General features: G+C 62.0%; 25 protein-coding genes. 16 read left to right on the forward strand and 9 right to left on the reverse strand.

Annotated elements, in window-relative coordinates; genetic code table 11:
- Window positions 1–5: 5 nt before the first annotated feature.
- The 6 genes from ACJJVH_RS32510 (at window position 6) to ACJJVH_RS32535 (ending at window position 5,942) form a co-directional block, all read left to right on the forward strand.
- A complete protein-coding gene (locus tag ACJJVH_RS32510) occupies window positions 6–956 on the forward strand; it encodes a branched-chain amino acid ABC transporter permease (RefSeq protein WP_412066962.1) in 951 nt (316 codons plus the stop codon).
- A complete protein-coding gene (locus ACJJVH_RS32515; RefSeq protein ID WP_412066511.1) occupies window positions 953–1,705 on the forward strand; it encodes an ABC transporter ATP-binding protein in 753 nt (250 codons plus the stop codon). Before ACJJVH_RS32510 ends, ACJJVH_RS32515 begins: the two co-directional genes overlap by 4 nt.
- Complete coding sequence (locus tag ACJJVH_RS32520; RefSeq protein WP_113423451.1) at window positions 1,698–2,405, forward strand: ABC transporter ATP-binding protein; 708 nt, start codon at window positions 1,698–1,700, stop codon at window positions 2,403–2,405. Before ACJJVH_RS32515 ends, ACJJVH_RS32520 begins: the two co-directional genes overlap by 8 nt.
- Window positions 2,406–2,498: 93 nt before the next feature.
- The gene (locus tag ACJJVH_RS32525; RefSeq protein WP_113435458.1) at window positions 2,499–3,668 is read left to right on the forward strand and encodes an ABC transporter substrate-binding protein; all 1,170 of its coding nucleotides are present in this window, start codon (window positions 2,499–2,501) and stop codon (window positions 3,666–3,668) included.
- A 178-nt stretch (window positions 3,669–3,846) separates the two neighbouring features.
- Window positions 3,847–4,734: a DUF1932 domain-containing protein gene (locus ACJJVH_RS32530; protein WP_412066512.1), complete on the forward strand. Its 888-nt coding sequence runs from the start codon at window positions 3,847–3,849 to the stop codon at window positions 4,732–4,734.
- On the forward strand, window positions 4,731–5,942 hold the full coding sequence (locus ACJJVH_RS32535) for a LysR family transcriptional regulator (RefSeq protein ID WP_112794784.1): 1,212 nt from the start codon (window positions 4,731–4,733) through the stop codon (window positions 5,940–5,942). The genes ACJJVH_RS32530 and ACJJVH_RS32535 overlap by 4 nt, the downstream gene beginning before the upstream one ends.
- Window positions 5,943–6,033: 91 nt before the next feature.
- Here ACJJVH_RS32535 and iolG read toward each other — a convergent pair whose 3' ends face one another.
- The 5 genes from iolG to ACJJVH_RS32560 all read right to left on the reverse strand — a co-directional run bounded on the left by iolG (window position 6,034) and on the right by ACJJVH_RS32560 (window position 12,125).
- Window positions 6,034–7,023, reverse strand: a complete 990-nt coding sequence (iolG, locus tag ACJJVH_RS32540) for an inositol 2-dehydrogenase (protein WP_412066513.1) — start codon at window positions 7,021–7,023, stop codon at window positions 6,034–6,036.
- A gap of 1 nt (window position 7,024) precedes the next feature.
- Complete coding sequence (locus ACJJVH_RS32545) at window positions 7,025–8,041, reverse strand: Gfo/Idh/MocA family protein (protein WP_112794782.1); 1,017 nt, start codon at window positions 8,039–8,041, stop codon at window positions 7,025–7,027.
- A 125-nt stretch (window positions 8,042–8,166) separates the two neighbouring features.
- Entirely contained in the window at window positions 8,167–9,216 is a 1,050-nt protein-coding gene (locus ACJJVH_RS32550) for a LacI family DNA-binding transcriptional regulator (protein WP_112794781.1), read from the reverse strand.
- A 218-nt stretch (window positions 9,217–9,434) separates the two neighbouring features.
- A complete protein-coding gene (locus tag ACJJVH_RS32555; RefSeq protein ID WP_113360011.1) occupies window positions 9,435–10,544 on the reverse strand; it encodes a GGDEF domain-containing protein in 1,110 nt (369 codons plus the stop codon).
- A 678-nt stretch (window positions 10,545–11,222) separates the two neighbouring features.
- On the reverse strand, window positions 11,223–12,125 hold the full coding sequence (locus tag ACJJVH_RS32560; protein WP_112794778.1) for a LysR family transcriptional regulator: 903 nt from the start codon (window positions 12,123–12,125) through the stop codon (window positions 11,223–11,225).
- 276 nt (window positions 12,126–12,401) lie between these two features.
- Here ACJJVH_RS32560 and ACJJVH_RS32565 point away from each other — a divergent pair, with 276 nt between their 5' ends.
- The 8 genes from ACJJVH_RS32565 to ACJJVH_RS32600 all read left to right on the forward strand — a co-directional run bounded on the left by ACJJVH_RS32565 (window position 12,402) and on the right by ACJJVH_RS32600 (window position 21,612).
- Window positions 12,402–13,901, forward strand: a complete 1,500-nt coding sequence (locus ACJJVH_RS32565; RefSeq protein WP_412066514.1) for a leucyl aminopeptidase — start codon at window positions 12,402–12,404, stop codon at window positions 13,899–13,901.
- 26 nt (window positions 13,902–13,927) lie between these two features.
- Window positions 13,928–14,833 carry a proline iminopeptidase-family hydrolase gene (locus ACJJVH_RS32570; RefSeq protein WP_412066515.1) on the forward strand — a complete coding sequence of 302 codons (906 nt, stop codon included), beginning with the start codon at window positions 13,928–13,930 and terminating at the stop codon, window positions 14,831–14,833.
- A gap of 14 nt (window positions 14,834–14,847) precedes the next feature.
- The gene (locus ACJJVH_RS32575; RefSeq protein ID WP_113384615.1) at window positions 14,848–16,509 is read left to right on the forward strand and encodes an ABC transporter substrate-binding protein; all 1,662 of its coding nucleotides are present in this window, start codon (window positions 14,848–14,850) and stop codon (window positions 16,507–16,509) included.
- A gap of 21 nt (window positions 16,510–16,530) precedes the next feature.
- Window positions 16,531–17,547, forward strand: a complete 1,017-nt coding sequence (locus ACJJVH_RS32580) for an ABC transporter permease (protein WP_112794775.1) — start codon at window positions 16,531–16,533, stop codon at window positions 17,545–17,547.
- Entirely contained in the window at window positions 17,547–18,518 is a 972-nt protein-coding gene (locus ACJJVH_RS32585; protein ID WP_412066516.1) for an ABC transporter permease, read from the forward strand. Before ACJJVH_RS32580 ends, ACJJVH_RS32585 begins: the two co-directional genes overlap by 1 nt.
- A complete protein-coding gene (locus ACJJVH_RS32590) occupies window positions 18,515–19,474 on the forward strand; it encodes an ABC transporter ATP-binding protein (protein ID WP_412066517.1) in 960 nt (319 codons plus the stop codon). The genes ACJJVH_RS32585 and ACJJVH_RS32590 overlap by 4 nt, the downstream gene beginning before the upstream one ends.
- Before the next feature lie 8 nt (window positions 19,475–19,482).
- Window positions 19,483–20,469, forward strand: a complete 987-nt coding sequence (locus ACJJVH_RS32595) for a dipeptide ABC transporter ATP-binding protein (RefSeq protein WP_112794951.1) — start codon at window positions 19,483–19,485, stop codon at window positions 20,467–20,469.
- Window positions 20,470–20,670: 201 nt separating this feature from the next.
- Window positions 20,671–21,612, forward strand: coding sequence for a phosphatase PAP2 family protein (locus ACJJVH_RS32600; protein ID WP_113360012.1), 942 nt, complete (start codon window positions 20,671–20,673; stop codon window positions 21,610–21,612).
- 56 nt (window positions 21,613–21,668) lie between these two features.
- Here ACJJVH_RS32600 and ACJJVH_RS32605 read toward each other — a convergent pair whose 3' ends face one another.
- Together ACJJVH_RS32605 and ACJJVH_RS32610 are read right to left on the reverse strand one after the other, a co-directional pair.
- Window positions 21,669–22,415 (reverse strand): fumarylacetoacetate hydrolase family protein, encoded by a 747-nt coding sequence (locus ACJJVH_RS32605; protein WP_412066963.1) that lies wholly within the window; start codon window positions 22,413–22,415, stop codon window positions 21,669–21,671.
- 66 nt (window positions 22,416–22,481) lie between these two features.
- Entirely contained in the window at window positions 22,482–23,795 is a 1,314-nt protein-coding gene (locus ACJJVH_RS32610; RefSeq protein WP_412066518.1) for an MFS transporter, read from the reverse strand.
- Window positions 23,796–23,926: 131 nt separating this feature from the next.
- On the opposite strand from ACJJVH_RS32610, the gene ACJJVH_RS32615 reads away from it, so the two are divergent.
- On the forward strand, window positions 23,927–24,373 hold the full coding sequence (locus tag ACJJVH_RS32615; protein ID WP_113435411.1) for a MarR family transcriptional regulator: 447 nt from the start codon (window positions 23,927–23,929) through the stop codon (window positions 24,371–24,373).
- Window positions 24,360–24,995, forward strand: coding sequence for a maleylacetoacetate isomerase (gene maiA / locus ACJJVH_RS32620; RefSeq protein WP_412066519.1), 636 nt, complete (start codon window positions 24,360–24,362; stop codon window positions 24,993–24,995). The genes ACJJVH_RS32615 and maiA overlap by 14 nt, the downstream gene beginning before the upstream one ends.
- 128 nt (window positions 24,996–25,123) lie before the next feature.
- Here maiA and ACJJVH_RS32625 read toward each other — a convergent pair whose 3' ends face one another.
- Together ACJJVH_RS32625 and ACJJVH_RS32630 are read right to left on the reverse strand one after the other, a co-directional pair.
- Entirely contained in the window at window positions 25,124–25,420 is a 297-nt protein-coding gene (locus ACJJVH_RS32625) for a hypothetical protein (protein ID WP_412066520.1), read from the reverse strand.
- A 493-nt stretch (window positions 25,421–25,913) separates the two neighbouring features.
- Window positions 25,914–26,255, reverse strand: coding sequence for a hypothetical protein (locus ACJJVH_RS32630; RefSeq protein ID WP_412066521.1), 342 nt, complete (start codon window positions 26,253–26,255; stop codon window positions 25,914–25,916).
- Window positions 26,256–26,257 lie beyond the last annotated feature (2 nt).

Here is a 26,257-nt window from a genome sequence, read left to right on the forward strand (position 1 = left end):
TCTGGATGGCGGCGGCGGCATCGTGGTTCCTTCTGCCTGACGAACATCTGATCCTCACCGAGATCACGATCTTCGCCCTGCTCGCTCTATCGATCGACCTGATACTCGGTCTTGCGGGAATAGTGACGTTGGGACAGGCGGCATTCTATGGCGTGGGCGCATATGCCAGCGGCCTCTTTTCGATCTACGTAACCGGGGAGCCGCTGACCGGATTGCTGGTTGCTGCGGCAGCAGGTGCCATTGTTGCGCTGCCAACCAGCCTTCTGCTGCTGCGGGGCGCCGATCTGACCCGGCTGATGGTGACGCTTGGCGTGGCGGCGGTTCTCTACGAGATCGCCAATCAGGCTGCCTGGCTGACCGGCGGCGCCGATGGCTTGCAGGGCATCACGATCGAGCCCCTGTTCGGCTCCTACGATTTCGACATCTACGGACATGTCGGCTACGCCTATTGCCTCGCCGTCCTTTTCGTCCTGTTCGTCCTCGCCCGTTACCTCGTGGCCTCGCCCTTCGGAAACTCCCTGAAGGCGATCCGCGACAACCCGTTGCGAGCGTCCGCCGTCGGCATCCCGGTGAAGGCACGCCAGATCGCAATCTATACACTGGCCGGAGCCTATGCGGGTATCGCCGGCGCGCTGTTCACCCAGACGCAGCAGTTCATCTCGCTCGACGCCCTCTCGTTCCAGAAGTCCGCCGACGGACTGATGGTGCTCGTCATCGGCGGTACTGGCTATCTCTACGGTGGCCTGATCGGAGCGCTCGTCTACGAGTTGATCCAGGACGCCCTCTCATCCGTGACCCCGCAATACTGGCAGTTCTGGCTCGGCATCCTGTTGGTCGCCTTCGTCCTGGCGGGTCGCGACCGTCCGCGTCAGATCATCGAGCAGCTCGCAGCGCGGGGCTTGAGGGCGCGAAAGACGTCCTCTTCGATACGGGCATCGAAAGGAGAGGCGCCATGACCACGCCCGCACTGGAAACCAGGGGCCTCAACAAGTCGTTCGGCGCCCTGAACGCGACTACCGATGCCAACTTCCGCCTCGAGCGCGGCGCCCGTCACGCGCTGATCGGCCCGAACGGCGCGGGCAAGACGACATTCATCAACCTGCTCACGGGCGTGTTGCAACCGTCGAGCGGTGAGATTGTCCTGAATGGAGAGACCATTACCCGCCTGAAGCTGGAACGCCGCGTCGCGAAGGGACTGGTCCGCACCTTCCAGATCAACCAGCTCTTTGCGGGGCTCACCGTGATCGAGAGCCTGGCGCTCGTCGTGGCCGAACGCGACCGTCGCGGATGGAGCTTCCTGCGCCCGACGCATGCAATCGAGGGATTGGAGCAGGAGATTGCCGCCCTGCTGGAAGACTTTGGCCTTGCCGGCGTGGGCAACGAAAAGTGTTCGGCGCTGCCCTACGGCAAGCAGCGGCTTCTGGAAATCGCGCTGGCGATCGCATCCAAACCCCGGGTCCTGCTGCTCGACGAGCCCGCCGCGGGCGTTCCGGAAGCCGACCGCAAGGAGGTCATGAAGCGAATCGCGGCTTTGTCGTCGGACGTGTCCATCCTGCTAATCGAGCACGACATGGATCTGGTCTTCAATTTCGCGAACAGGATTTCCGTCCTCGTCGCAGGGGCGCTCTTTGCCGAAGGCAGCGTTGATGAAATCGCCCGGGACCAGCGCGTCAAGGAAGTCTACCTCGGGGGCGCGCATGACTGAGCTTCTCGCGATCGATGCGCTATCCGCCGGCTACGGCAAGGCGACGGTGCTTCACAACGTCAACCTCTCGGTCGAACAGGGAACTGCCGTCGCGCTGCTGGGCCGCAACGGCGTCGGCAAGACGACCGCGCTCAATACGATCGTTGGACTGACGCGCCACCAGTCCGGCTCGATCAAGCTCAATGGTCTGCCGATCGAGCGCATGCCCCCGGAGCGGCGGGTCGAAGCAGGCGTCGGCTGGGTTCCGCAAGAGCGCGGAATCTTCCGATCCCTGACCGTCGAGGAAAACATCACGGCAGTCGCGCGACCAGGAAAGTGGACACTGAAGGCGGTCTACGACCTCTTCCCTCGGCTCCGGGAACGTCGTTCGAATTTGGGCAACCAGCTCTCGGGCGGCGAGCAGCAGATGCTGTCAATCGCCCGCGCCCTCGTTCTCAATCCGCGGATCCTCCTGCTCGATGAACCCACCGAGGGCCTGGCGCCGATCATCGTCGAGGAACTGCTGGCAGCCATCCGAAGGATCGTCCGCAACGAAGGTCTTGCTGCAATCATCGTCGAGCAGCATGCGCAGCAGATTCTGGCGATTACCGACCGCGCGGTCATTCTCGACCGGGGAACTGTCGCCTATTCCGGCGACAGCTCTTCCCTTGCCGGCGATCGGGCGACGTTGGGCAGGTTCCTCGGAGTCGGCGCGGCGTAACGGTCGCAAACGTCGCCGGACGACGTGGTTTGAGACAAGGAAGCGGCATGCGGCAGACAAATGAGCTGGCATGCGGTCAACAAGGAGGAGAGAATGAACATGAAACGCATCTTAACCGGAGCGGCCGCATTGCTGTCGCTCATGTCGATGACAGCGGTCCCCGTGCATGCCGAAGACGCAGTAAAGGTCGGCGTCGTCATTCCCATGACGGGCGGCTTCCAGTCGAACGGGCGGCAAATCAACGCAGCGCTGAAGACCTATGTCGCCACGCACGGCAAGACCGCCGGCGGCAAGAAGGTCGAATTCATCGTCAAGGACGATGCGAGTTCCCCGGATAACGCCCTTCGCATCTCGCAGGAACTCGTGACCAACGACAAGGTCTCGATCCTCACCGGATTCGGCAACACGCCGACCGCGCTTTCGGTGGCACAGCTTTCGAAGCGTGCAAAGATCCCGCAGGTGATCATGGTGGCGGCAACCTCGTCAATCATGAAGGCTTCCCCCTATATGCTTCGCACCTCCTGGACGATCCCGCAGGTTGCGAGCGTGATCGGAAAATGGGCTCCCGAAAACGGCACGAAGAGGTTCGTTTCCATCGTTTCGGACTACGGCCCGGGCAAGGATGCCGAAGAATGGTTCTCAAAGACGCTGGAGGAAAACGGCGGCACGATCCTCTCCAAGATAAAGGTCCCGCTCGCAAATCCCGACTTCGCCCCGTTTCTTCAGCGCGCTGCAGACGAGAAGCCGGAAGGGCTGTTCGTGTTCGTGCCGACCGGCGCCGGCGCCGCCTTTATGAAGCAGTTTGTCGAACGCGGTCTCGACAAGTCCGGCATCAAGGTGATCGCCATGGCCGATGTCACCGACGATGATTTGCTGAACGAGATGGGCGAGCCAGCGCTGGGCGTCATTACCGGAGGCCCTTACTCCACCAACCACGACTCCCCGCAAAACAAGGAATTTGTCGAAGCCTTCAAAAAGAACAACGACGGGATGCGTCCGAACATGGTCGCAGCCGCGGCTTGGGACGCCCTAGACCTGATCTACAAGACGCTGGACAAGACCAAGGGCGATGCAAGCGGTGAAACGTTCATCAAGGCTGCCGAAGGAATGCAGCTCGACAGCCCGCGCGGACCGATCTCGATCGATCCCCAGACCCGCGACATCGTGCAGAACATATACATGCGAAAGGTCGAGAAGGTCGATGGCGAGTTCTACAATACGGAATTCCAGACCATCAAGAACGTAAAGGACCCCGCTCACTGAATGCATGGGCGCGGAGACACAATCGGGCCTCCGCGCTTTATTCCGTTGGGCGAACGAGAACAATTCCAGGAAAAATGCGCGGCGGTTTCCCGTTCGGAATTGCGTGCAAACAAAGAGATAGAGCGGGTCGGCAATTCCGTGAAACGCGGGAGCCGCTAGGCGCCGGGAAGGAATGACGATGGCAACTGTAGGTCTGATGGGATTTGGGGAGGCCGCGCAGGCCTTCGTGTCTGGATGGCGGAGCAACGGGATCAGCAGCGGCGACCCCCTGAGCATTGCAGCGTTCGACGTGAAAATGGAAGACTTTGCCACCCGCTCCGATCTGCAGGACAGATGCGGGGATCTTCGGGTTCAATGCGCAGAAACCCCCGCTGAAGCGCTCGCGGGCCGAGATGTCGTGTTCAGTCTCGTAACCGCCGACAAGGCGCTGCAGGCGGCGACCCGGGCTGCGGCGAACCTTGAAAGAAGCACGCTTTATCTCGATTGCAACTCGTGCTCCCCCAATACGAAATCGCGAGCCGCGGAAGCCGTCGAGGCGGCCGGCGGGATTTATGTCGATGTCGCAGTCATGGCGCCCGTATATCCTGCGCGGCACCGGACCCCGCTTTTGCTATCGGGCGCGTCCGCCGACAAGGCGTTGGACATTCTTTCCAGGCTCGGCATGAATGCCACGATAGCCGGAGACACCGTTGGCCAGGCATCCTCGATCAAGATGCTCAGATCGGTGATGATCAAGGGCTTCGAAGCGCTGACCGCGGAGTGCTTTCTGGCGGCAAGGCGCGCAGGTGTCGAAGCGGCAGTGCTCGCGTCGCTTCAAGCTTCCGATCCCGGACTGGACTGGAACAAGCGCGCGGCCTACAACCTCGAGAGAATGATGGTCCACGGACAGAGAAGGGCTGCGGAGATGACCGAGGTTGCGGCAACGCTGAGAGAGCTTGGATTGCCGGACAGAATGGCAACCGCGACGGCGGACTGGCAGCGTCAGATCGGCGGAAGGGTGACGTGGTCCGTCGAAGACTCTCTGGAAGCCAGGGCCGACGCGATTTTGGGATCGACAGCCGATTGAACAACGGGACGTCTCCGACACCGCAGATTCAGCACAACCTTCGCCATCTGAGGGTCTTCCTGACCGTCGTGACCACGAACTCGGTGACGAAGACCGCCGCAGCCTGTCATCTGTCGCAGCCCGCCGTCACACAGGCGCTGGCAAAGATCGAGCGGGAACTTCGTACGAAACTATTCACGCGAACGCCGCAGGGGCTTTTCGCGACTCCTCACGGCGACATCCTCGCCAAGAGGGCGCGACGGGCGTTCGGATACCTTGATCCTGCGCTCGACGAACTGAGCCCTCGCCTGCGGATGTTGACGACCACCTCGCAACTGCGCGCGCTGATCGCCGTGCGCGAGTGCGAGAACTTCACCCTTGCCGCAAAGAAGCTGGGGCTGGCGCAACCGACAGTGCACAGAGCGGTGACGCAATTCGAGGAGGAAGCTGGCCGCACGCTGTTCGACCGAAAGTCGTTCGGCATTGTAGCCACGAAGGCGGCCAACGGGCTTGCGCAAGCCGCCCGTCTTGCGCTTGCCGAGCTCGCGCAAGCCGAGGTCGATCTCGCGGACGCAAACGATGAGGAAGCCGGCAAGATCATCATAGGGGCGATGCCCCTTTCCCGCTCTTTCGTGCTTCCAAGGGCCATTGCAGAGTTCCGGAAACTTCGACCGAGGACTCCGCTCCATGTGCTGGAAGGTCCGTATTCAGACCTCCTGGCAGGTCTTCGGCGTGGCGAGATTGATTTCCTGATCGGGGCAATGCGTGATCCGCCGCCGATTGGCGACGTCGAGCAGCGGCTTCTGTTCAGCGACACCATCGTTATCGTCGCGGGCAACGACCATCCGCTCGTCGGGAGGAAAGATCTCACGAGCAGGGATCTCGCATCCTTTCCGTGGGTCGTTGGGCAAACGGGAACACCGATCCGCCGCCATTTCGACGCGTTGTTCGCCTCGGTAGACAACCCTCCGAGCAGCATCGTCGAGTCGAGCTCCCTTATCCTGATGCGCGAGCTTCTGGCCCGAACCGATCACCTGGGATGCATATCGTTTTTGCAAGCGCAGGCCGAGCTGTCGCGCGGGCTATTGCAGGCGCTCCCGCTTGATTTGAAGCATACGGCAAGGCCGATCGGCGTCACCCTTCGAGCAGAGTGGCTGCCCACGGCTGCCCAGCAGCTGTTCCTGGATCTCGTCATGCAGACAGGAAGCACCACCAGCTTTGACGCGTGAGGATGGCCCGGTACAACGACGTCATTTCCCGCGCGGAAATGCGCTGTCGCTCGGGAAACGCGCTGCCGGGCGCGCTTCCCCTATATCTGGCTTAGACTTCGATGCGTCTTCCCTGCTTGACGGATTCCACGCAGGCATCGGCCAGCTTCAGCGCAATCACGCCATCGCGGCCGGTCGTCGCGGGTTCGCGGTTTTCCTTCAACGCGGCGATGAATTCGGCGATCTCGGCCGCGTAGGACGCCGTGTAGCGTGTCATGAAGAAGTTCTGCAGCGCGGCGCTGGAGTATCCTTCCCTTGTGCCGATAACAACGGTGTTCTCAAGCTGGTTCCCGGCTCCGGCGACGCCCAGCGAACCGTGAACCTCGACACGCTGGTCGTAGCCATAGGCCGCCCGCCGGGAGTTGGTGATGATCGCCTGCTTGCCGGAGGCCGTTTCGAGAATGACCGTGGCGCTGTCGAAATCACCGATATCCTTCAGTTCGGGTTTGATGAGGACGGTGGCATGCGCGGAGACCAGCACAGGCTCCTCGCCGAGCATGAAGCGGGCCATGTCAAGGTCATGGATCGTCATGTCGCGGAAGATGCCGCCCGAGCGCGATGCATAGGCGATATCCGGCGCGCCCGGATCGCGGGAGGTGATCGTCACCATCTCGACATCGCCGATGCGGCCCTGGTCGATGGCGGCGCGAACGCCGGCGAAATTGGGATCGTAACGGCGGTTGAAACCGAGCATGAGACGGACGCCGGCCTTCTCTGCAATCGAGACGACCGCCTCGGCCCGAGCCAGATCAAGGTCGACCGGCTTTTCGCAGAAGACGTGTTTTCCAGCCTTCGCGAACTTTTCGATAAGGTCGGCATGTGTGTCGGTGGGTGTGCAGACCAGGACGGCGTCGACGCTTTTGTCTGCCGCGATCGCGTCAGGGTCCGCCGCCTTGCTGCCGGTTGCAAGTGCCAGCGCGCGGGCTGCCTCGGGCAACGCATCGGTAACGGCCACGAGTTCGGCATCAGTGCTGGCGGCGATCGCCTTCGAATGGACTTTCGCGATACGTCCGGCACCGATCAGGGCAATTTTTATGGTCATCCTAGTTTTCTCCAACATCGATCCAGCTGCCGCTCCTGGCCGAGGCAAAGACCGCGTCCGCGACGGCCGCATTGGCACGAGCATCGTTCATGTCGAAATATGGAGCATCCGCCCCGCGGATCGCTTTCGAGAAATTTGTGACCTCCTCCTCGTACTGGTCGAGCGGCGGGAATTCGAGCATATGGACGATCGAGCTCGCATGATCTGCGGAGGTATCGATCGCAATCGCGTTCGGATTCACTCGTGAAGGCACGTAGGCCTGCGGCAGCTGAATGAAGGCGCGTTCGCAGACGATCTGGATCGACTGGGACGAAGCCTCAGCCAGCGAGACCATGAATGTCGCATGCCGGCCATCGCCGAAATCGAGGATCACCGACGTGAACATGTCGATGCCGCCGGAATTGCGCTCGACGGCGGCGAAGACACGCTTCGGCTCGGCATCGAAGACGTATCGGGCCGTCATCGCGGTATAGCAGCCGAGGTCGTAGTAGGCGCCGCCGCCGAACTCGGGCTTCTGACGGAAGTCCTGCTCGTTGGTCATCATGAACGAGAGGAGTGACGAGAAAGACATCGGTCGCCCGTAGTCGCCGTTGCGCAGGATCTCGCGAAGCTTGATCCAGCGCGGCTGCTGCCTCACCATGAAGGCTTCGGAAATCTTCAGCTTCGGATCCAGGCCCTTGAGCTGCGTCAGCTCGCCGGCGGTCATCCCGGCCGGCTTCTCGCACAGGACGTGCTTGCCGGCATCCGCAGCCTTGCGCGTCCATTCGACGTGAAGATGGTTCGGAAGCGCCACGTAGACAGCCTCGACCTCCGGATCGGCGAGGACCTCCTCGTAACTGCCATAGGCGCGGGCGATCCCGTGCCGATCGGCCATGGCTCGCGCACGGTCCCAGCTCCGCGCGCCGATCGCGACGGGGTCGCAATATCGGCTGTTCACCATCCCCGGGATGACGGCGCCATCCGCAATCCGCGCGGCCCCAAGGATACCCCAGCGGACCGGGGCAATATTATCGCTCATTGGTATCTCCTTCCCTATCGACGTTGCCTCGATGCTTCGGAGGCATTCGGCCGAGGGGTGGAGGATTTCCAAAATCCGATCCGATTTCAAAACCAATGCTGATTGATTTCAATCAACACCCTAAATCAGAAGGGAAGCGAACCGGGAATGTTTTCCGGACCGTACAGGACGAACGGAACCTCGGTATCGAGCGCGAAGGCGGGTTGGTCGAAGCCCGGAAACTCGAAGTGCCTCAGGATCATGTTGACCGCCGCACGCACCTGAAGTTCGGGGCTTTGATCGATCGTAAGGGACATTATCCCTTCCCTGAGAAAGACGGCCGTGTTGCGTGTCAGCTCGTGACCGACGAAGATCGGTCTCTTCTTCAGGATATCCGCCCGGATCGCCCGTGCGACCCCGATGTTGGCGGCACCTACATTGTACACGGCCGCAACGTCCGGGCTTGCCTTGAAGGCTTGGCGCAGTTCCAGCTCGGATCGATATCGGTCGTCGCCACCCTCCACGACGCATGCGACCGACCATTCGGGCGCCTTCTCTTCCAGAAAGCGGGTGAAGCCGCCGATTCGGTCGGAATGGGACTGAAAGCCCGGGCTGTTGCACAGAATGACGACCTTGCCGGGCACCCTCCCCATCTTCGTCACGAAGTAGCCGGCCGAACGGCCGGCCTTGATGTGATCGATACCGGCATAGCCGATGCGCGTGGAGCCGGGCACATCCGATACGACCGTCACCACAGGAACGCCTCTCAAGCTCAGCTCCTCCACAGCCGCGTGAACCGCCGGATGGTCCGGCATATAGGAAACGACCGCATCGCAAGTCGTTCTCGTCAATGCCTTGGCGAGCGTTTCCGGACGCTCGTCGTCCAAAACCGTCCGATGGATGACGATCGACCGGTCGAGCGTGGCCGACAGCCTCCGGAACTCGTAGCCGAGCCTGCCGATAAGCGGCAGCTCGGGCCGCGCGAGAACGACGTCTATGCGGATCATGCGCCGATGGGCCTGAGGAAGCGTCCGGCGAAGGCCAAGCTCCCTTGCGGCCTCCAGAACCCTTCTGCTGATTTCCTCGCTGACGTTGCCGCGATCGTTCAGCACGCGGTCGACACTGGCCGTGCCGACGCCCGCTCGCTTCGCAACATCGAAGAGGGTTGCTCGACCTCCCGGCCGTTTCGCATTCATAAGCCCCAACCTCTCCGCAACAGCCGCGGCCGCGCCGAAGCCTTTCCGACACCTGCAGCCGGGCCAGCATCCCCGAACGCCGCTATCGACCGCGATCTCCCAGATCTGATTGAAATCAATCAATCGGCCGCTTCGCGCCGTCAAGTATTTTGGTGGCTGTGGACAACGGAGAGGCCGGCGGCACGCTATGCCTCAGGCAGATTTTTCGCCGAACGGCGCTAAGCCGCGACCATCGTCCGGTTTCGTCCCTCCGCTTTGGCCCGGTAAAGAGCCTCATCCGCGCGTTTCAGCAGCATGGTTGCATCATCGAGGTCGGTCAGTTCCGCGATACCGGCGCTGATCGTCACGCGGCGAGCGGATGGAAACTGCTCCGCCGCGACAGTCTCGCGCAGCTTCTCCATGAGCATATGGCCATTCTGCAAGGTCGTCTCGGAAGCAATCAGAAGAAACTCTTCACCGCCCCATCGCCCGAAATGGTCCTGGCTCCGCAATTGCGCCGTCAGCAATTGTCCGAGATGAATGAGGACCACGTCCCCGGCCTCGTGTCCAAGTCCGTCGTTAATTCGCTTGAAGTAATCGACATCGATCATCGCCACGATAAGGGGCGCCTTCGCATGACGAGCCGCATCGATCTCCCTGCGAAGGATTTCAAGCATGGCGCGGCGGTTCAGCAAACCGGTCAGACTATCGGTTGAGGACAGAAGCTGGAGCACGCGAATATACTCGCGCGTCTTCGAATATCTCGAACGAATGACTGCAACGTTCAGGAACAGGATGACAAATACGATCTGTGCCAGAACGACCTGAAGAACCAGAAGCCGCGAGTTTACGGGCCAAAGATAAGCATCCGTCGACAATGCCGAAACAGCAAGCGGCAAGAGCATGATTGCCAGCATTGAAAATGAAAACATCACCGCAATTCTGGGCGCAAGAAAAATGAACGACACGCCGGTTCCGATGGGAAACCAGTAGGACGTACTGTAGAACTGGTAGAAATCCATGCGGCCGAATTGCGGGAAAATATTAAGATATACGCCGATGATGAGATAGACGTTCAATGCAACAGCGGGGATATAACCGATCGCATCTATCCTGTCCGGCCTTATCCGCAAGAACAGGAATGTTACGACGAAAGCCAGGGACAGCAACGGCAATGCCCATATGTCGGCCACTCCGAGGCTTCCCGTCATGAACTCGCTGACCCATATGGTAAACGTTACGAAAGCGCCGAAGCCAACCAGCACGCTCAACCATTCGAGACCCGCTTGCGCCGGATCGCCCTTTGCCGGCATGCTGTGCCTGGCTTGCTCTTCGGTCTCTTTCAACATGTCACATCCATCCGGTTCGATGTCAGTGCAGGAGTTGGCAGGAAGCGTGGCCTAGAAGGCTGCAGCGGCGACGCCGGACAGGGCTGGCGAGACAGAAGGAACCTCGGAAGCAAAGCCGCGATGGCGATGGAAAACCCGACATGCCAGCCGGCAGAAGCCCGCGCGCAGGTTCCTGCCTCAACTCCGTCAGCAAGCGACGCCCTACAGCCCGGCGCCTTCGATGTTTCCTTGGATACGTGCATATTTCAACCTGCTCTGACATCAATTTCAGAGCGCATCCGCCTCTCCGTTGTTACACCCAAAAGATCTGCGCCGATCGCCTTTGAATGGCCGGATGAACCATCTCAACGATCGGCGCATACGGCCGGCAAGCGAAAACGCGGCGACACCAATCATCATGATCGGCACCTGAAGCTATAGCACCTATCGCAATACGCCGCTCATAAGAGGAAAATACATCTTAAAATATGATAAATCAAAAATTCACAATTCGTCGGGATGGTGAGTAAATCTGCGTTGTCCGCAATTTATTACGATTTTTCCCGGAACGAACATTCCATCATATCGCGTTTTACGATTTGTCCGGTTTCATTGGGGCATCCACTCCGGCGATTCCGTGGTCTCGCGGCTCTATGACAAAGGGCATGCGCGGGATCCAGCAGGAAAACCGGCGCCCTCCTACTCGATGTTCATCGCCCGCTTGTGCTCGGCGACCTCGGCCAGCAGCCAGTCCTGAAACAAGCGGGCGCCGGGTTTGTTGCCGATGCTGCGGCGCTGTTGCAGGTAATAGCCGGCCGGATAGGCATGGCGGGCTGCGAAGGGGGCGACGAGCTTGCCTTGCCGCAGAAGGTCCTGTGCCATGATCGTGTCGGCAAGGGCTATGCCCGCGCCATTCATCGCCTCGCGCATGATGAGCGTGCAATCGTGCAGGGTGGAGCCCGTCGCGATACCGGCGCCGGAAATGCCTTCCAGCTCCAGCCATTGCTTCCAGCGCGTCGTTTCGCATTCATGGATGAGGCGGTGGTGCAGGAGATCGGCGGGCGAGCGCAGCGGCAGCGGCCCTTCCAGCAGCGAAGGCGCACAGACCGGCGTCAGCAGCAGCGGGATCATCATCGTCAGGGCCGGGCCGGCTTTGTAGACGAACTCGTCGATGATCGCGAGATCGACATTGGTCCGCTTGCCCGAGGTGGAGATTTCCAGGTCCACGCTCGGATGCAGGCGGCGGAAGTTCGGCAGGCGGTCGGCCAGCCACAGATTGAGCAGGGTCGGCTCGCACATGAGCTTGACGCGGTGGGCCTTCTGGCTGCGCGGGCCCTCGTGCAGGCTGACATCCTCCGTCGCGCGCCAGATCGTCTCGAAGGCTTCCGCAAGCGTGCGTGCGTAATAGGAGCCGCGTATCGTCGGGGTCACTTGCCGGAAGCCGCGCTCGAACAGTTCCTGGCCAAGCGATTTTTCGAGCGTGCGGATATGCCGGCTGACCGCCGAGGGGGTCAGGTGCAGCTCTTCCGCCGCATCCTTGATGCTGCCGAGGCGCGCTGCCGCCTCGAAAGCCCGCATGCCGTTGAGTGAAGGTAAAGCCATGGCGGGACCATGGATTATCACCTGAGTTTTTGTCAATCGATATGGACGAAATTGGCGCTTGAACGCTTATCCCCTTCGGCGCTACCGATTTGCATGAGCTCCTAAATCGCCATGGGAAAACGATTATTCGCTCTCTGGCACCCCTTTCGCCACCGGTGATGGTTAGTTTCCGGCACGGCCATCGCTTACGGATCGGCGGCAATTGCCGTCCTTCGGATCGATGGAAAGTGCCTGCGACAGCCAGCCTTTGCGTTGCTGTAACAGGAAGTAGCCCTCATGCCCCAATCGCCAGTCCCGGTCTTCGAAGCGGCTGATGCCGTTGCCGCCGACGCTCCGGTCATCGTGATCCTGAAAGCCGACGGGCAGGACCTCGGCGCGCATGCCGCCGCGCTCGACGCGGCCACCGGCGGGATCGTCTCGCGCTCCTGCGCCACCGGAGGCGGCGCCTGCATCGATCTCGTGCCGCCGCAGGGCGTCACCGCCCGCCGCGTGATCGTCCTTCCGCTCGGCAAGGCGGAAGCCATGAGCGCCCTTTCGCTGGCAAAGGCCGGCGGCAGCCTCGCCGCGCACCTGGAAGGCAGGGGCGAGAATGAGGCAACCCTGGTCCTCGATCCGGTTGCCAACGCCGCCTTTTCCGAAGCCGAAATACTGGCGCGCGTCGCATTTGGCGTCCGACTGCGGCGCTATCGGTTCGACCTGCGCAACAAGCGACCTGTCGCTGGCGCCGACAAGAGCTGGCGCCTGCAACTCGTCGGCGCGGACAAGGAAACCCTCAACGCCGCCCTCGCGCGCACCAATGCCGTGGCGGAAGGCGTCGAGTATGCCCGCACGCTCGTCAACCTGCCGCCCAACCATCTTCATCCGGATAGTTTCGCGCAGCACCTGGAACCACTGCGCGCCGCCGGTATCGAGGTGGAGGTGCTGGATGCCGACCGGCTCAAGGACCTCGGCATGAACGCCATTCTGGCGGTCGGTTCCGGCTCGGTCCGCGCGCCGAAGGTGGCGGTGCTGCGCTATCGCGGCGAAGGATCGGGCGAGCAGCCGCTTGCCTTCGTCGGAAAGGGTGTCTGCTTCGATTCCGGCGGGCTCTGCATCAAGGGCGGCGTCCAGATGTTCGACATGAAGGCCGACATGGCCGGTGCGGCGGCCGTCGCGGGCCTTCTCCTGTCGCTTGCCCGGCAGAAGAGCCCGGTTCATGCCGTCGGCGTTCTCGGCATTGCCGAAAACCTGCCGTCCGGCACATCGCTGAAGCCGCGCGAAATCATCACCACAGCCTCGGGCCAGACCGTGGAGGTCTTCGATACCGATGCCGAAGGCCGCCTGATCCTGGCCGACTGCCTCTACTACGCGGCGACGCGTTTCGAGCCATCGGCGATCGTCGATCTCGCGACCTTGACCTATTCGGTCATGCGCGGCCTCGGCTCGGTCTTCGCAGGCCTCTTCAGCACCGACGATGCAATTGCCGCCGAGATGATCGCCGCGGGCGAAACGGTCGGCGAGCGCTTCTGGCGCCTGCCGCTAGACCGGGCTTATGACGACGGGCTGAAATCGCCCCTTGCCGACCTCCGCCACCATGCCAAGGACATGGAGGATGGCGACGCACCCTATGCCGCGGCGTTCCTTCGCCATTTCACCGAAGACCGCCCCTGGGTGCATCTCGACATTGCCGGCAAGGAACTGGCTGAGGAGGACCGCCCCCTCGGCCGGGAGGGCGCCACGGCCTTCGGCGTGCAGATGCTGGAGGAATGGGTGCGGACCGGCAGGAGGAGCGCCTGAATGGCGGCGATCTTGGGAGGGGCGGCATGACGGTTCGGATCGACAGCACGGAAGGACGGGCGCCGTTCCGGGGCTATGAAACCTGGTATCGCATAAGCGGCGACCTCGGCAGCCGCAAGCTGCCGGTGATCATTCTGCACGGCGGGCCGGGTGTCGCGTATAATTATGTCGACGCCTACAAGCTGCTCGCGCGCGATGGCCGGGCCGTCATCCACTACGACCAGCTCGGTTGCGGCAATTCCACGCTGCTGCCGGAAAAAGGCGCCGATTTCTGGACGCCGCAGCTCTTCATCGACGAGTTGGAGAACGTCGTCGATTACCTCGGCATCCGCGGCGGCTTCCATGTGCTCGGGCAAAGCTGGGGCGGCATGCTGGGTGCGGAATATGCGGTGCTCCAACCCAGAGGACTGGCCTCGCTGACGATCGCCAATTCGCCCGCCTCCATGAAGCTCTGGGTAGAGGAGGCCAACCGGTTGCGGCTCGGCCTGCCGCAGGACGTGCAGGACACGCTGACCCGGCATGAAGCGGCTGGCACGACGGACCATCCCGACTACCAGCAGGCGACGATGGCCTTCTACGAGCGGCATGTCTGCCGCGTCGTGCCGTTCCCGCCCGAAGTGACCGAAAGCTTCGAGCAGGCGGCGCGCAACCCCACCGTCTACACGCTGATGAACGGGCCGAACGAGTTCCACGTCATCGGCACCTTGAAGAGCTGGAGCGTCATCGACCGCCTGCCGGCCGTCGATGTGCCCACCCTCATCATTTCCGGACGTTACGATGAAGCCACGCCGGCCACGGTGCAGCCCTTCAAGGACGGCATCAAGGGCTCGCGCTGGGAGATATTCGAACACTCCAGCCACATGCCGCATATCGAGCAGCAGGAAGACTGCATGCGGGTGGTCGGGGACTTTCTCAATCAGCACGATCGATAGAAAAGGGGACAAAAATGAAGAAACTGCTTTTGACGGCCTCGGCCGCCGCGCTTCTGGCCGGCGGATGGCTGGCTCCGGCACAGGCCGAATATCTCAAGGAACACCGTGGCGGCACGATGCGCCTTCTCGCCCGCTCTGCGGCCGGCACGCTCGACCCGCACATCAACTACACCGACCAGGGCTGGCAGATGTACCAGCCGATCTATGACGGCCTCGTCGCCTTCCGCAAGGCCGAAGGCATGGACGGCTTCACCATCGTTCCGGACCTTGCCGAGGCGCTGCCCGCAGTTTCCAACGACGGCAAGACCTTCACCTTCAAGCTGCGCAAGGGCATCAAGTTTTCCACCGGCCAGGAGGTCGGCGTGAAGGACGTGGTCGCTTCCTTCCAGCGCATCTTCAAGGTCTCCGGCCCGACCTCCGGCACCTTCTATGCCGGGATCGTCGGCGCGGACAAATGCCTTGCCGACACCAAGAGCTGCACGCTCGAGGGCGGCGTCGTGGGCGACGAAGCGGCCGGCACCGTGACGATCAACCTCGTCAAGCCGGATGCCGAGCTGCTCTACAAGCTCGCCCTGCCCCATGCCGTGACGCTCCCCGCCGACACGCCCGCCGAAGACATGGGCTCCGTGCCGATCCCGAGCACCGGCCCCTACATGATCTCCGCCTTCGACCCCAACAAGGGCATGACCGTCTCGCGCAACCCACACTTCAAGGAATGGAGCGAGGAAGCACAGCCGGACGGCTATCCGGATACGGTGCAATACGATTTCGGCCTTTCCGAGGAAGCGGCCGTGACGGCGATCCAGAACGGCGAAGCGGACTGGATGTTCGACGCGCTGCCGAGCGACCGCCTTGCCGAGCTCGGTACTAAATATAAGGACCAGCTCCACATCGCGCCGCTTTCGGCCTGGTGGTACGCGCCGCTCAACACGCGCCTTGCCCCGTTCGATAACGTCAAGGCCCGCCAGGCGGTCGCCTTCGCCGTCGACCGCAACACGCTGGTCAAGCTCTTCGGCGGCAAGGTGCTCGCCTCGCCGGTCTGCCAGGTCCTGCCGCCGGATTTCCCCGGCCATGTGGATTATTGCCCCTATACGAAGAATCCGGGTGCGAAGTGGTCGGCTCCCGATCTCGAAAAGGCCAAGCAGCTTGTCGAGGAATCGGGCACCAAGGGCCAAAAGGTTACGATCATCGTCGAGGATACCGCCGTCTCGCGCTCCATCGGCGTCTACCTGCAGAGCGTTCTGACGAGCATCGGCTACGTCGCCGACGTCAAGCCGATTTCCGCCAACATTCAGTTCACCTATATCCAGAACACCAACAACAAGGTGCAGATGTCTGTGACCCAGTGGTACAAGGATTATCCGGCGGCTTCGGACTTCCTGAATATCCTGTTCGGCTGCGCCTCGTTCCGCGAAGGCTCCGACGCCTCGATCAACATCGCCGGCTTCTGCGACGAGGCGATCGACGCGAAGATGCACAAGGCACTCGACCTCGGCGTGACCGATCAGACCGCGGCAAATGCGCTCTGGGCCGAGATCGATCATCAAGTCACCGACCAGGCGCCCGCCGTCGGCCTCTTCACGCCCAAGCGTCTCGATTTCGTCAGCAAGCGCCTCGGCAATTTCCGGTTCAACCGCCAGTTCAACTGGATGATCACTCAGTCCTGGGTGCAGTGATATCCGGCGTAGGGGGTTTGCGTGTCGAATGAAGCCGTTGGCGTTCAGCACCGGACGCGAGGGCCATGGGCCCTCGCTTTCGCGCGGTTGAGACGTAACAGGGCCGCCATGGCGTCCCTTGCCATCTTCCTGCTCATCATCCTTTCCTGTCTCAGCGCGCCGCTCTATGCGCGCTGGGCAGGCGTGGATCCGTTCACGTCGACGCTCGATGCCGTCATCCAGGTCGATGGCGTCGAGGTTCCCGTGATGGAAGCTTCGACGGAAGGGCTCGGCCTCGGCTACACGCCGATCGGCCCGACCTGGGAACTGGGCAACTACTTCCTCGGCTCGGACAACCAGGGGCGGGACGTCATGGCCCGCCTGCTCTACGGGGGGCTGAACTCCCTCATGATCGCTGGAGGAGCCACCGTCTTCACGCTGATCATCGGCACCGCGGCGGGTCTTGTCGCCGGCTATTTCGGCGGCCTCACCGACACGGCGCTGTCCCGCCTCCTCGACGTTCTGTGGGCGTTTCCGATCTACCTGCTTGCGATCTCGCTCTCCATCGTGACGATCGCGCAGGGCATATCCATCGGCCCGATCCTGATCGAATCGGGCAGTCTCTGGCTGCCTGTCATCATCATCGGCATCGTCTACGTGCCCTATGTGGCGCGTCCCATCCGCGGCCAGGTCCTCTCGCTGCGCAACAGCGAATTCGTTCTCGCCGCCATCAACCTCGGTGTGCCCGGCCGGCGCATCCTCTGGCGCGACATCCAGCCGAACGTCACGACGACACTTATCGTCTTCACGCCGCTGATGATGGCGCTCAACATGTTGACGGAATCGGCGCTGTCCTTTCTTTCCATCGGCGTGCAGCCGCCGGCCGCGAGCTGGGGCACGATCATCCAGGACGGCCAGGCACTGCTCTATACGCGCCCGATCGTGGCGCTGGCGCCCGGTCTTGCGATTGCGGTCTCCGTGATGGCGCTCAACGTGTTCGGCGACGGCCTGCGCGATGCGCTCGACCCGCGCTCGAAGGTCCAGCTGGGGCGCACCTGATGATCTACGCCATCCTGCGCCGCTTCGGTCAGATGCTGTTCGTGATGTTCGGCATTTCGGTGATCGTCTTCCTGATTTTCTTCGCCACGCCCGGCGCCGACCCCGCCGCACGCATTGCCGGACGCAACGCTTCGCCCGAGGTGCTGGAAGCCGTGCGCCACTCCTTCGGCTTCGACCGGCCGCTTTATGTGCAGTACGGACTGATGATGAAGAAGATCTTCGTCACCGGCGACCTCACTTCCTTCGTCAATCGCGGCTGGAAGGTCGTGCCGGCGGTATTCGACGCCATCCCGGTCACGCTGTCGCTCGTCTTCGGCGCGGCCATCCTCTGGGTCGTGGTGTCGGTCGTCATCGGCATCGTGGCGGCCGCCACGCGCGACAGCTGGCTGGACAAGCTGCTGATGGCGCTCGGGCTGCTCGGCATCTCCATGCCCGTCTACTGGCTCGGCGAAGTGATGAATCTCATCACCCAGAGCCGCTATCACGATACCTGGCTGTTCTCCTGGGTGCCGCCCCTCGGCTACAAGCCGCTGATGAGCGATCCCAGGGGCTGGTTCCTCACGCTGGTCATTCCATGGATCACGCTTGCCGTCCTCTATATCGGCATCTACGGCCGGGTGCTGCGCGCCGCGATCATCGAGTCCATGCAGGAGGATTTCATCCGCACGGCGCGGGCAAAGGGACTGTCGGAGACCCGTATCCTGCTGCGTCATGCCCTGCGCACTTCGCTGATCGCCTTCGTCACCTTGTTCGGCCTCGACTTCGGCGCCCTCGTGGGCGGCTCCGCGCTCCTGACCGAAGTGGTTTTCGGACTGAACGGCATCGGCAAGCTCACCTATGACGCGATGCAAAACCTCGATCTGCCGATGATCATGGCGACGGTGATGTATGCCTCCATGTTCGTGGTCGTCGCCAATGCGGTGGTCGATTTCGTCTACATCCTTCTCGACCCCCGTGTGAGGACATCATGATGCTCTCCGTGCGTGACCTTCGGGTATCGTTCCGCACCGAAGATGGCCTGATCCGGGCCATCGACGGTGTTTCCTTCGATCTCGACAAGGGCGAAATCCTCGGCGTCGTCGGAGAATCCGGCTCAGGCAAGACCGTCTCCCTGCTGGCGGTCATGGGGCTGATCAACGATCCCAACGCCACCATCGAAGGCTCGATCCGCTACAACGGCCGCGAGCTGATCGGCCTGCCGGCACGCGAACTGCGACACCTGCGCGGCAGCGAGATCGCCATGATCTTCCAGGATCCGATGACGGCGCTGACGCCCGTCTACACGATCGGCTGGCAAATCGCCGAACAGATCCGCGCTCACCAGAAGATCAGCAAGGCGAAGGCATTGGCGCGGGTGGAGGAACTGCTGGCGGAGGTGAATTTCCCCAACCCGCGCGAGGCCATGTCGCGCTATCCGCACCAGCTTTCCGGCGGCATGCGCCAGCGCGCGGTCATCGCCATGGCGCTGTCCTGCAACCCGGCGCTGCTCGTCGCCGACGAACCGACGACGGCACTGGACGTCACCGTGCAGGCGGGTATCCTCGATCTCGTGCGCAAGCTGCGCGCCACCCACAATTCCGCGGTGGTTTTCATCACGCACGACATGGGCGTGGTGTCCGAGCTCGCCGATCGGGTGATGGTCATGTATGCGGGCCGCATCGTGGAGCGCGGCAGCCGCGCGGCACTGTTTTCCGAACCGCGCCATCCCTATACCCGCGCGCTGCTCGGTTCGATCCCGCCGCTGACCGGCGAGAAACCACGCCGCCTGCCGGCCATTCCCGGCTCACCGCCCTCACTGCTACGCCTGCCGCACGGTTGCGCCTTCGAACCGCGCTGTCCGGTACGCTATGAGGCCTGCACGACGGAAAAGCCGGCCCTCGGAGGCGGCGCGCACGCCGCCGCCTGCCTTCGGGAGGCACAAGCATGAGCGACGCCATGACGAACACACACCGCCCCATTCTGGAAACCCGTTCGCTCATGAAGCGCTTTTCGATCGGCACCCGGTTTTCCGCGGAAGGCCGGCGGACCGTTCACGCCGTCGATAACGTCTCGCTGACGGTCCAGCGCGGGGAAACGCTCGGACTCGTGGGTGAATCGGGCTGCGGCAAGTCCACGCTCGCGCGCTGTCTGGTACGGCTCTACGATATCACCGGCGGCCAGCTGCTCTTCGAAGGCGAAGACATCACCGGCAAATCGCTGAACGAGTTGCGGCCGTTGCGCCGCCGCCTGCAGATGGTCTTTCAGGACCCATCGGCGTCGCTCAATCCGCGCCGGCGCGTCGGTGACCTCGTCGCCGAACCGCTGCGCATCCACACGAAACTCTCCTCCGCCGACATCGACAGGCGCGTTGCGGAACTCTTCGAAATCGTCGGCCTTCTGCCGGATCACGTCGCCCGCTACCCGCATGAATTCTCCGGCGGCCAGCGGCAGCGCGTCGGCATCGCGCGGGCCATCGCGCTCAATCCGGATCTGGTGGTACTGGACGAGCCCGTCTCCGCGCTCGACGTGTCGGTGCAGGCGCAGATCGTCAACCTGCTCGCCGACCTTCAGGAAAAGCTGGGGCTCACCTATATCTTCATCGCCCACGACCTGTCGGTGGTACGCCAGGTCTCGACCCGCATCGCCGTCATGTATCTCGGCTCCATCGTCGAGGAGGGACCAGCCGAGGAGGTCTTCTCGACGCCGGCCCACCCCTACAGCCAGGCGCTGATCTCCGCGGTTCCCGTCGTGGAAACGACGAGCGCCGGTACGCGCAGGCGTATCCTGCTGACCGGAGATGTGCCGAGCCCCCTCAACCCGCCGCCCGGCTGCCGCTTTCATCCCCGCTGCCCGATTGCAGAAGACCGCTGCCGCACGGAGCGACCAGAGCCAAAACCCTTTGGCGCCGGCCGCAAGGTAGCCTGTCATTTCCCCACGATATAGGCAGAGGCCGCCTTGATCGGACCCCGAAAGCCATGATGCCGGGATGCGGATCGGGGGCGTAAACGTGCTGCTGACGATTTCCAACCTCTCGGGCCTGCGCTGGCGCTGGAAGGGCAGACGCTTCAATTGCGATCGGCATCTTTACCGATTTGCAACCTCACGTCGCTAATCCTACGCACTTACAGGCGAGGCCAGCTCCACATGCAGGATTTTTTTCGAGCCCGATTGGTTTTAACGGTGGGTACGCCTCTGTCCTACTGCGCCGCTTGGCTGCTGGCGAAAGCCGGTGGCCTGCAACTCGATCTGCAAGATACGATCATCGCAGTGCTGTTCGTCGGATTTTATACGATTGTCCTCAGCATCCTCGCGACACGGTTCAAACTACCGACATTTCGCGCAGTGGTTGAATGTCTGGGTTGCGGTTTCCTTTTGATCGTACCGATCACCCTCTCTACCTACATAGCGATGCGGATGGACCTTCCAGTAGCAGATCAGCAATTATCGCAATGGGACAGCTGGCTGGGCGTGGATTGGCCAGCCCTGATGATGTGGGTGGATCAACACAGCCTTCTGGCGGCGGCGTTCAATCAGGCTTATCGGACGTTTAGCTATCAGCTTCTTCTATGGCCGCTGATTTTGATTGTTGCGGGCAGGAGCAACCGGGCCTACCAAATGGTCGGCGCATACGGATTGCTGTGCTTTATCGCCAGTGCAATTTCAACACTGTGGCCAGCCGTCGGCACCTACTCATTCTATCAGTTCGATCCCAACAAGCTTCATAATATAGATTCGACCTACGGCTATTTTTTCCTGCAGCAATTTCACGCCGTTCGCGACGATCCCACTTTCGTATGGAGCCTTGCAAAAAGTGCCGGCATCCTGACTTTCCCTTCCGTTCATGCCGCCGTGGCCACACTCTGCGCATGGGCGGCATGGGAAATACGCCTTCTGCGCTATCCCGGCTTGGCATTGAACGTCACCATGGCGCTTTCGGCTGTACCGGATGCAAACCACTACGTGATCGATGTCATCATAGGCTGTCTCGTGGGCCTTGCTGCAATCGCTATGATCGTATCGATCACGAAGCCGCGTAAGGAAGCCGCCGGTCTAACGGTGAGTTTGCCCGTCGCTGGCAGCAACTGACGACGGTCCGTTGGTTTGCGCATGCAACGCCAAGGAAAATCGACGCGGCCTCGGCGTTAGATACCTTCCCCGATATCGTCGGAATGTCCTTCGCCGCCCCAGCTCGGTAAGCTGACCGCCCGCAGGATTTCACCTGAGCAATCGCCAAAGCCGATGCGATAGCCGGCGCCCTGCGCATATCCGCGGATCGTCAGCCGGTCGCCGTCCTCGATAAATCCGCGCGTCTGCCGGTCGGGCAGGGTGAGCGGTTCCTGCCCGTTCCAGGTCAGTTCCAGCAGGCTCCCCCGGTTCGTGCGCTCCGGCCCCCAAATCGTACCCGAGCCGAGCAGATCACCGGTCCTCATCGGGCAGCCGCAACTTGCGTGGTGTGCCAACTGCTGCGCCGCCGAACAATAAAGCTCCCGGGCGTTCGTCGCCGAGATGACGGTTTCCTGGCCAGAAAGCGGGGTCAGCGCCACCGCGAGCTCTATATCGAAGTTGAGCGGACGGGGTTCCCCGAGGCAGGCGAGCAGAGGGCGCTCGCATGGCGGAGTGGACACGCGGAAGGGATCCAGCGCCGCCTTGGTGACGATCCACGGGGTTGATGGTGGTGGCGGTGGCCTTGGCCTGGAACGGCCCCAGGGGCTGATATTCCCATGTCTGGATATCGCGCGCCGACCAGTCGTTGAGAAACACTGCATCGACCGGGTGACGAGGTAGACGTGGCCTGCCATGCCCACCTGTATGTTGACGTCGTCCGCCGTGGTGATCGTACGCATACCGGTGATCCATGTCAGATCGTCTTCGGGTCCCGGCAGCGGGATCGGGTCCCTGCGGACGCATCGCGCCGGCCTTTGCCGATGAGGAAATAAAAGCGGGCCTGGCGGAGATCAGCGCGGCAGGTCGCGGCCTCTGGTTTCGGGTGTCGTCACCATGACGAGGATGGCCGGCACCGCCATGACGGCTGCATAGATACCGACGGCCATCGGCGTACCGAATCCTTCGAGAAGCCAGGTGCCGATGATCGGCGCCAGCGCGCCGCCGAGGACTGCCGCCACCGAATAGGCGGTCGACATGGCAGTGTAGCGCAGGCGTGCCGGGAACAGCTCCGTGAAATAGGCGGACATGCCGCCCACGATGATGCCGTGGCAGATGAGGGTCAGCAGGGTCGCGATCACGAGTTCGGATGCCGTTGCTCCCTCGGCGAGCGTAAAGAGATGAAAACCGGCAGCTATGCCTCCGACCAGCCCGAGGATCGTTACCGGCCGTCGTCCGATCCGGTCCGCCAGGGCACCGGCCAGCAAGATCGCGGCGACCTCGACGAGCGAGCCAAAGAACAGCGCGTTCAGCGCCGCCTCGCGGGGAGCCTTCAGATAGACCGTCGCCAGCACGATGAAGAAAGTCGAGAACAGGTAGAACAGGGCGCTCTCACCCGCCTTGACCAGGAGGACACGCAGCATGTTGCCGGGATGCTCGGCAAGCGCCTCGCGCAGAGGCGTCTTGACGACATCTCCCTTCTTTTCCTGAATCTCGATGAAGGCGGGTGATTCCTCCACCTTGCGGCGGACCCATATGCCGACCGAAATGAGCAGGATAGAGGCCAGGAACGGAACGCGCCACGCCCACGCGATGAAGCCCTCGATGCCGACGAGCCCGATAACGCCGCCGACTGCGGCCGTCGCAAGCACATTGCCGGCAGGCCCGCCGATCATCGGGAACCCGGTCCAGAGCCCGCGCCGGTTGGCCGGCAGGCTCTCGGCGATCATGACCAGGGCGCCGGTCGACTCCCCGCCGACGGCAAAGCCCTGCAGGAGACGCAGGAGCAACAGCAGGACCGGCGCGATAATACCAGCCTGTGCGTAGGTCGGCAGCAGGCCCATCGCCACCGTGGAACCGCCCATCAGGAAAAGACTGAGAACCAGGCTCTTCTTGCGGCCGACCCTGTCGCCCAGAACACCGAAGAACCAGCCGCCGAGCGGGCGGGCGACGAAGCCGACGGCCTGTGTCGCCAGCGCGGCAATCAGGCCGGTGAGCGGGTTCGCTCCGGGGAAGAACACCGTGTTGAAAACAAGGGCCGCGCAAACAGCGAAGACGGCGAAATCGTACCATTCGATGACGGTTCCGGCGCTGCTGGCAAAGAGCAGCCGGATGGATGACTTGTGACCGGAAGCCGATTGCGCCGCCAGAGCGGTGGGCATGCTCATCCTGTGTATCCTCCTCGATAACGTCGGGATGCGATCTGCCGGCTGCCCTCCTTCGCCGGCCGGAGATATTCATTGCATTTGCAATAAATATTATTGTTGCATTTGCAACGAAGTCAAGCCACAAACTCATCATGACAAAACGCTTCGACCTTCAGCAATTTTTGCCCTACCAGCTCAATGTCGCCGCAGCCCGCGTCAGCCGGCGGCTTGCGCGCCTTTACGGTGCCGAATCCGGCATCTCCATGCCGGAATGGCGCGTGCTCGCCCATCTTCTGCAATCCGGCTCGGTCAGCGTGAAAGACATCCATGAGCGCGTCGACATGGAAAAGTCGAAGGTGAGCCGCGCGGCAACACGCCTGGAAGAGGCGGGCCTCGTGGAAAAACGCGAACACGAAGAAGACCGCCGCCTCGTCAGCCTGTCGCTGACGGCGGCGGGGAAGGATCTGATGCGCCGGCTGGTCGAGATCGCGGATGCGTTCCAGGCGGAGCTTGAAGCCGAACTCGGGCCTGCGGCGGGCGCGTTCCAGAACGCGCTGCGGCAGCTCATGATGCAGGAGGACGATCATGATATTGCATGACTACTGGCGTTCGTCGGCAAGCTATCGGTTGCGGATCGCGCTTGGTCTCCTGAACGAAAGCTGGGAGACCGTCTCCGTCGATCTGACCAAGGGCCGCCAGACGGAGCCGGCCCATCTGGCCCTCAATCCGCAAGGTCTCGTCCCGGTCCTGGAGATCGACGATGCGATCCTGACCCAATCGCTGGCCATCATCGAGTATCTCGATGAAACGCGCCACGCCGGCTTCCTGCCGGCCGACCCCATAGGCCGGGCAAGGGTGAGGTCCATCGCCTATGCGATCGCCATGGATATCCACCCCGTATGCAACCTGCGGGTGGTTTGTCATGTGGTGAGCGCATCGGAAAAGCACATCACCGCGGAAGAATGGATGAGGACATTCATCGGCCCCGGACTCCTCGCGGTCGAGGCGATGCTGGCCTCGCCCGCAACCGGCCGCTTCTGCCACGGCGACCGGATATCGATGGCGGATATCTGCCTCGTCCCGCAGCTTTACAATGCTGACCGCTGGGGTGTCTCTCTTGCCGACATGCCTCGCATCCGGGCAGTTCGCGCGGCTCTGGAAGAGATACCGGCATTTATGGATGCGCATCCGGCACGCACGCCCGGCGCGATTACGGACTGATGTCCGGCGCATTATCCGCCTTGACCTGAGCTTGGCCTGTTTTACTGCCTCCGGCTTATTGACGGCCGATGTCGGTCATGACGACTTGATCCAAAGGATCTACTGCGCGGGAATGGTCAATTGAACCGCTATTGGTAATCGCGCAGCTGCATTATCTGACCCATGCTCTTCGGTACGGCTCGATCTGTTTTCGACTTCGCGCGATTGAAATCGTCGACCGACCAGGAAACGGCGATGATCTGCAGATGGGCCGCGCTTTCTATTCCAATGTGAATCAAGAGTGCCAACCGTTCCGCCAAAGCTTGACGGCAATGTTCCCTATTGTCGAACCATGGCTGGCTGGCGATGTGCTTCAAGACTTTCTGAAGTGTATCGAGTTGCTTCGGCGACAGATCGCGGCCCATGGAGGGGCGAAGGCGCTCCATATTCTTCTCCCAACAATGTTATCGGCATCGCGTCGCAAGCTTAATCCGGTCGTGCGGGCCGTCCGTTCGGCTTCCCCGATCGATGAGCGCCGATGGCCGGCCGCGACACCCAGTCGACCGCCTTTCCATCCAGCTCCCGGACGCTAGGCAAATTCCTGCGCAATACCTACGTCCATTTTTGATAGCGCGGCCGGCCGCGAACTGCCTGCGTGCGACAGGGCTTCCCTTGCCGGGGGATCGGAGGGGCGAGTTCCATGGTGAGCCGTTCGGAAAATGCCGCAGGCCGGTCCGGCGAGAGATCAATCGCGCCGGGGAAAGTCAATCCGCTTGCCCGCGGCACAAATTCGTAAGTAATAACTTACGATTTTTCCGGTATTTCACGAGAGGGATGGAAGGCCGTCCTTGAATGACCAGCGCAATCGCGTCGATTTGAAGCCATGCATTTCCAGCACGCGCTTGCCGCCAAGGCCGGCGAGATTTGCCATACCGGACCTCAGCCCGCTTTTCGGACTTCGTAGCTGCTTTGCCGGGTGACGCGATGGAATATGGTGCCGTCGAACATCGTCAGTAACGCCCGGGTTTCTTCCCGGGACCGAAAACGAGCGTCGCACGCCATTGCCCGTTCCAGCGCGGCTTCGTCCGGATACGAGATCGCGAGCAGGAGCGGCATCGACGGCGCTCCCTCGTCTCGCGAGACCTCTCTCGATACGCTAACCGCCGTCGCGCCCTCGAACTTCGTCCAGAGCGGCACGAGGCGCTCTTCGACAAAGGCGTAGAAATCGTTTTCCCTGCCCGCATGGATGGCACCGACAAATTCGGCATATCGCGTAATCATCT

It is taken from the genome of Rhizobium sp. SYY.PMSO, assembly GCF_046840415.1.
Taxonomy (GTDB): domain Bacteria; phylum Pseudomonadota; class Alphaproteobacteria; order Rhizobiales; family Rhizobiaceae; genus Rhizobium.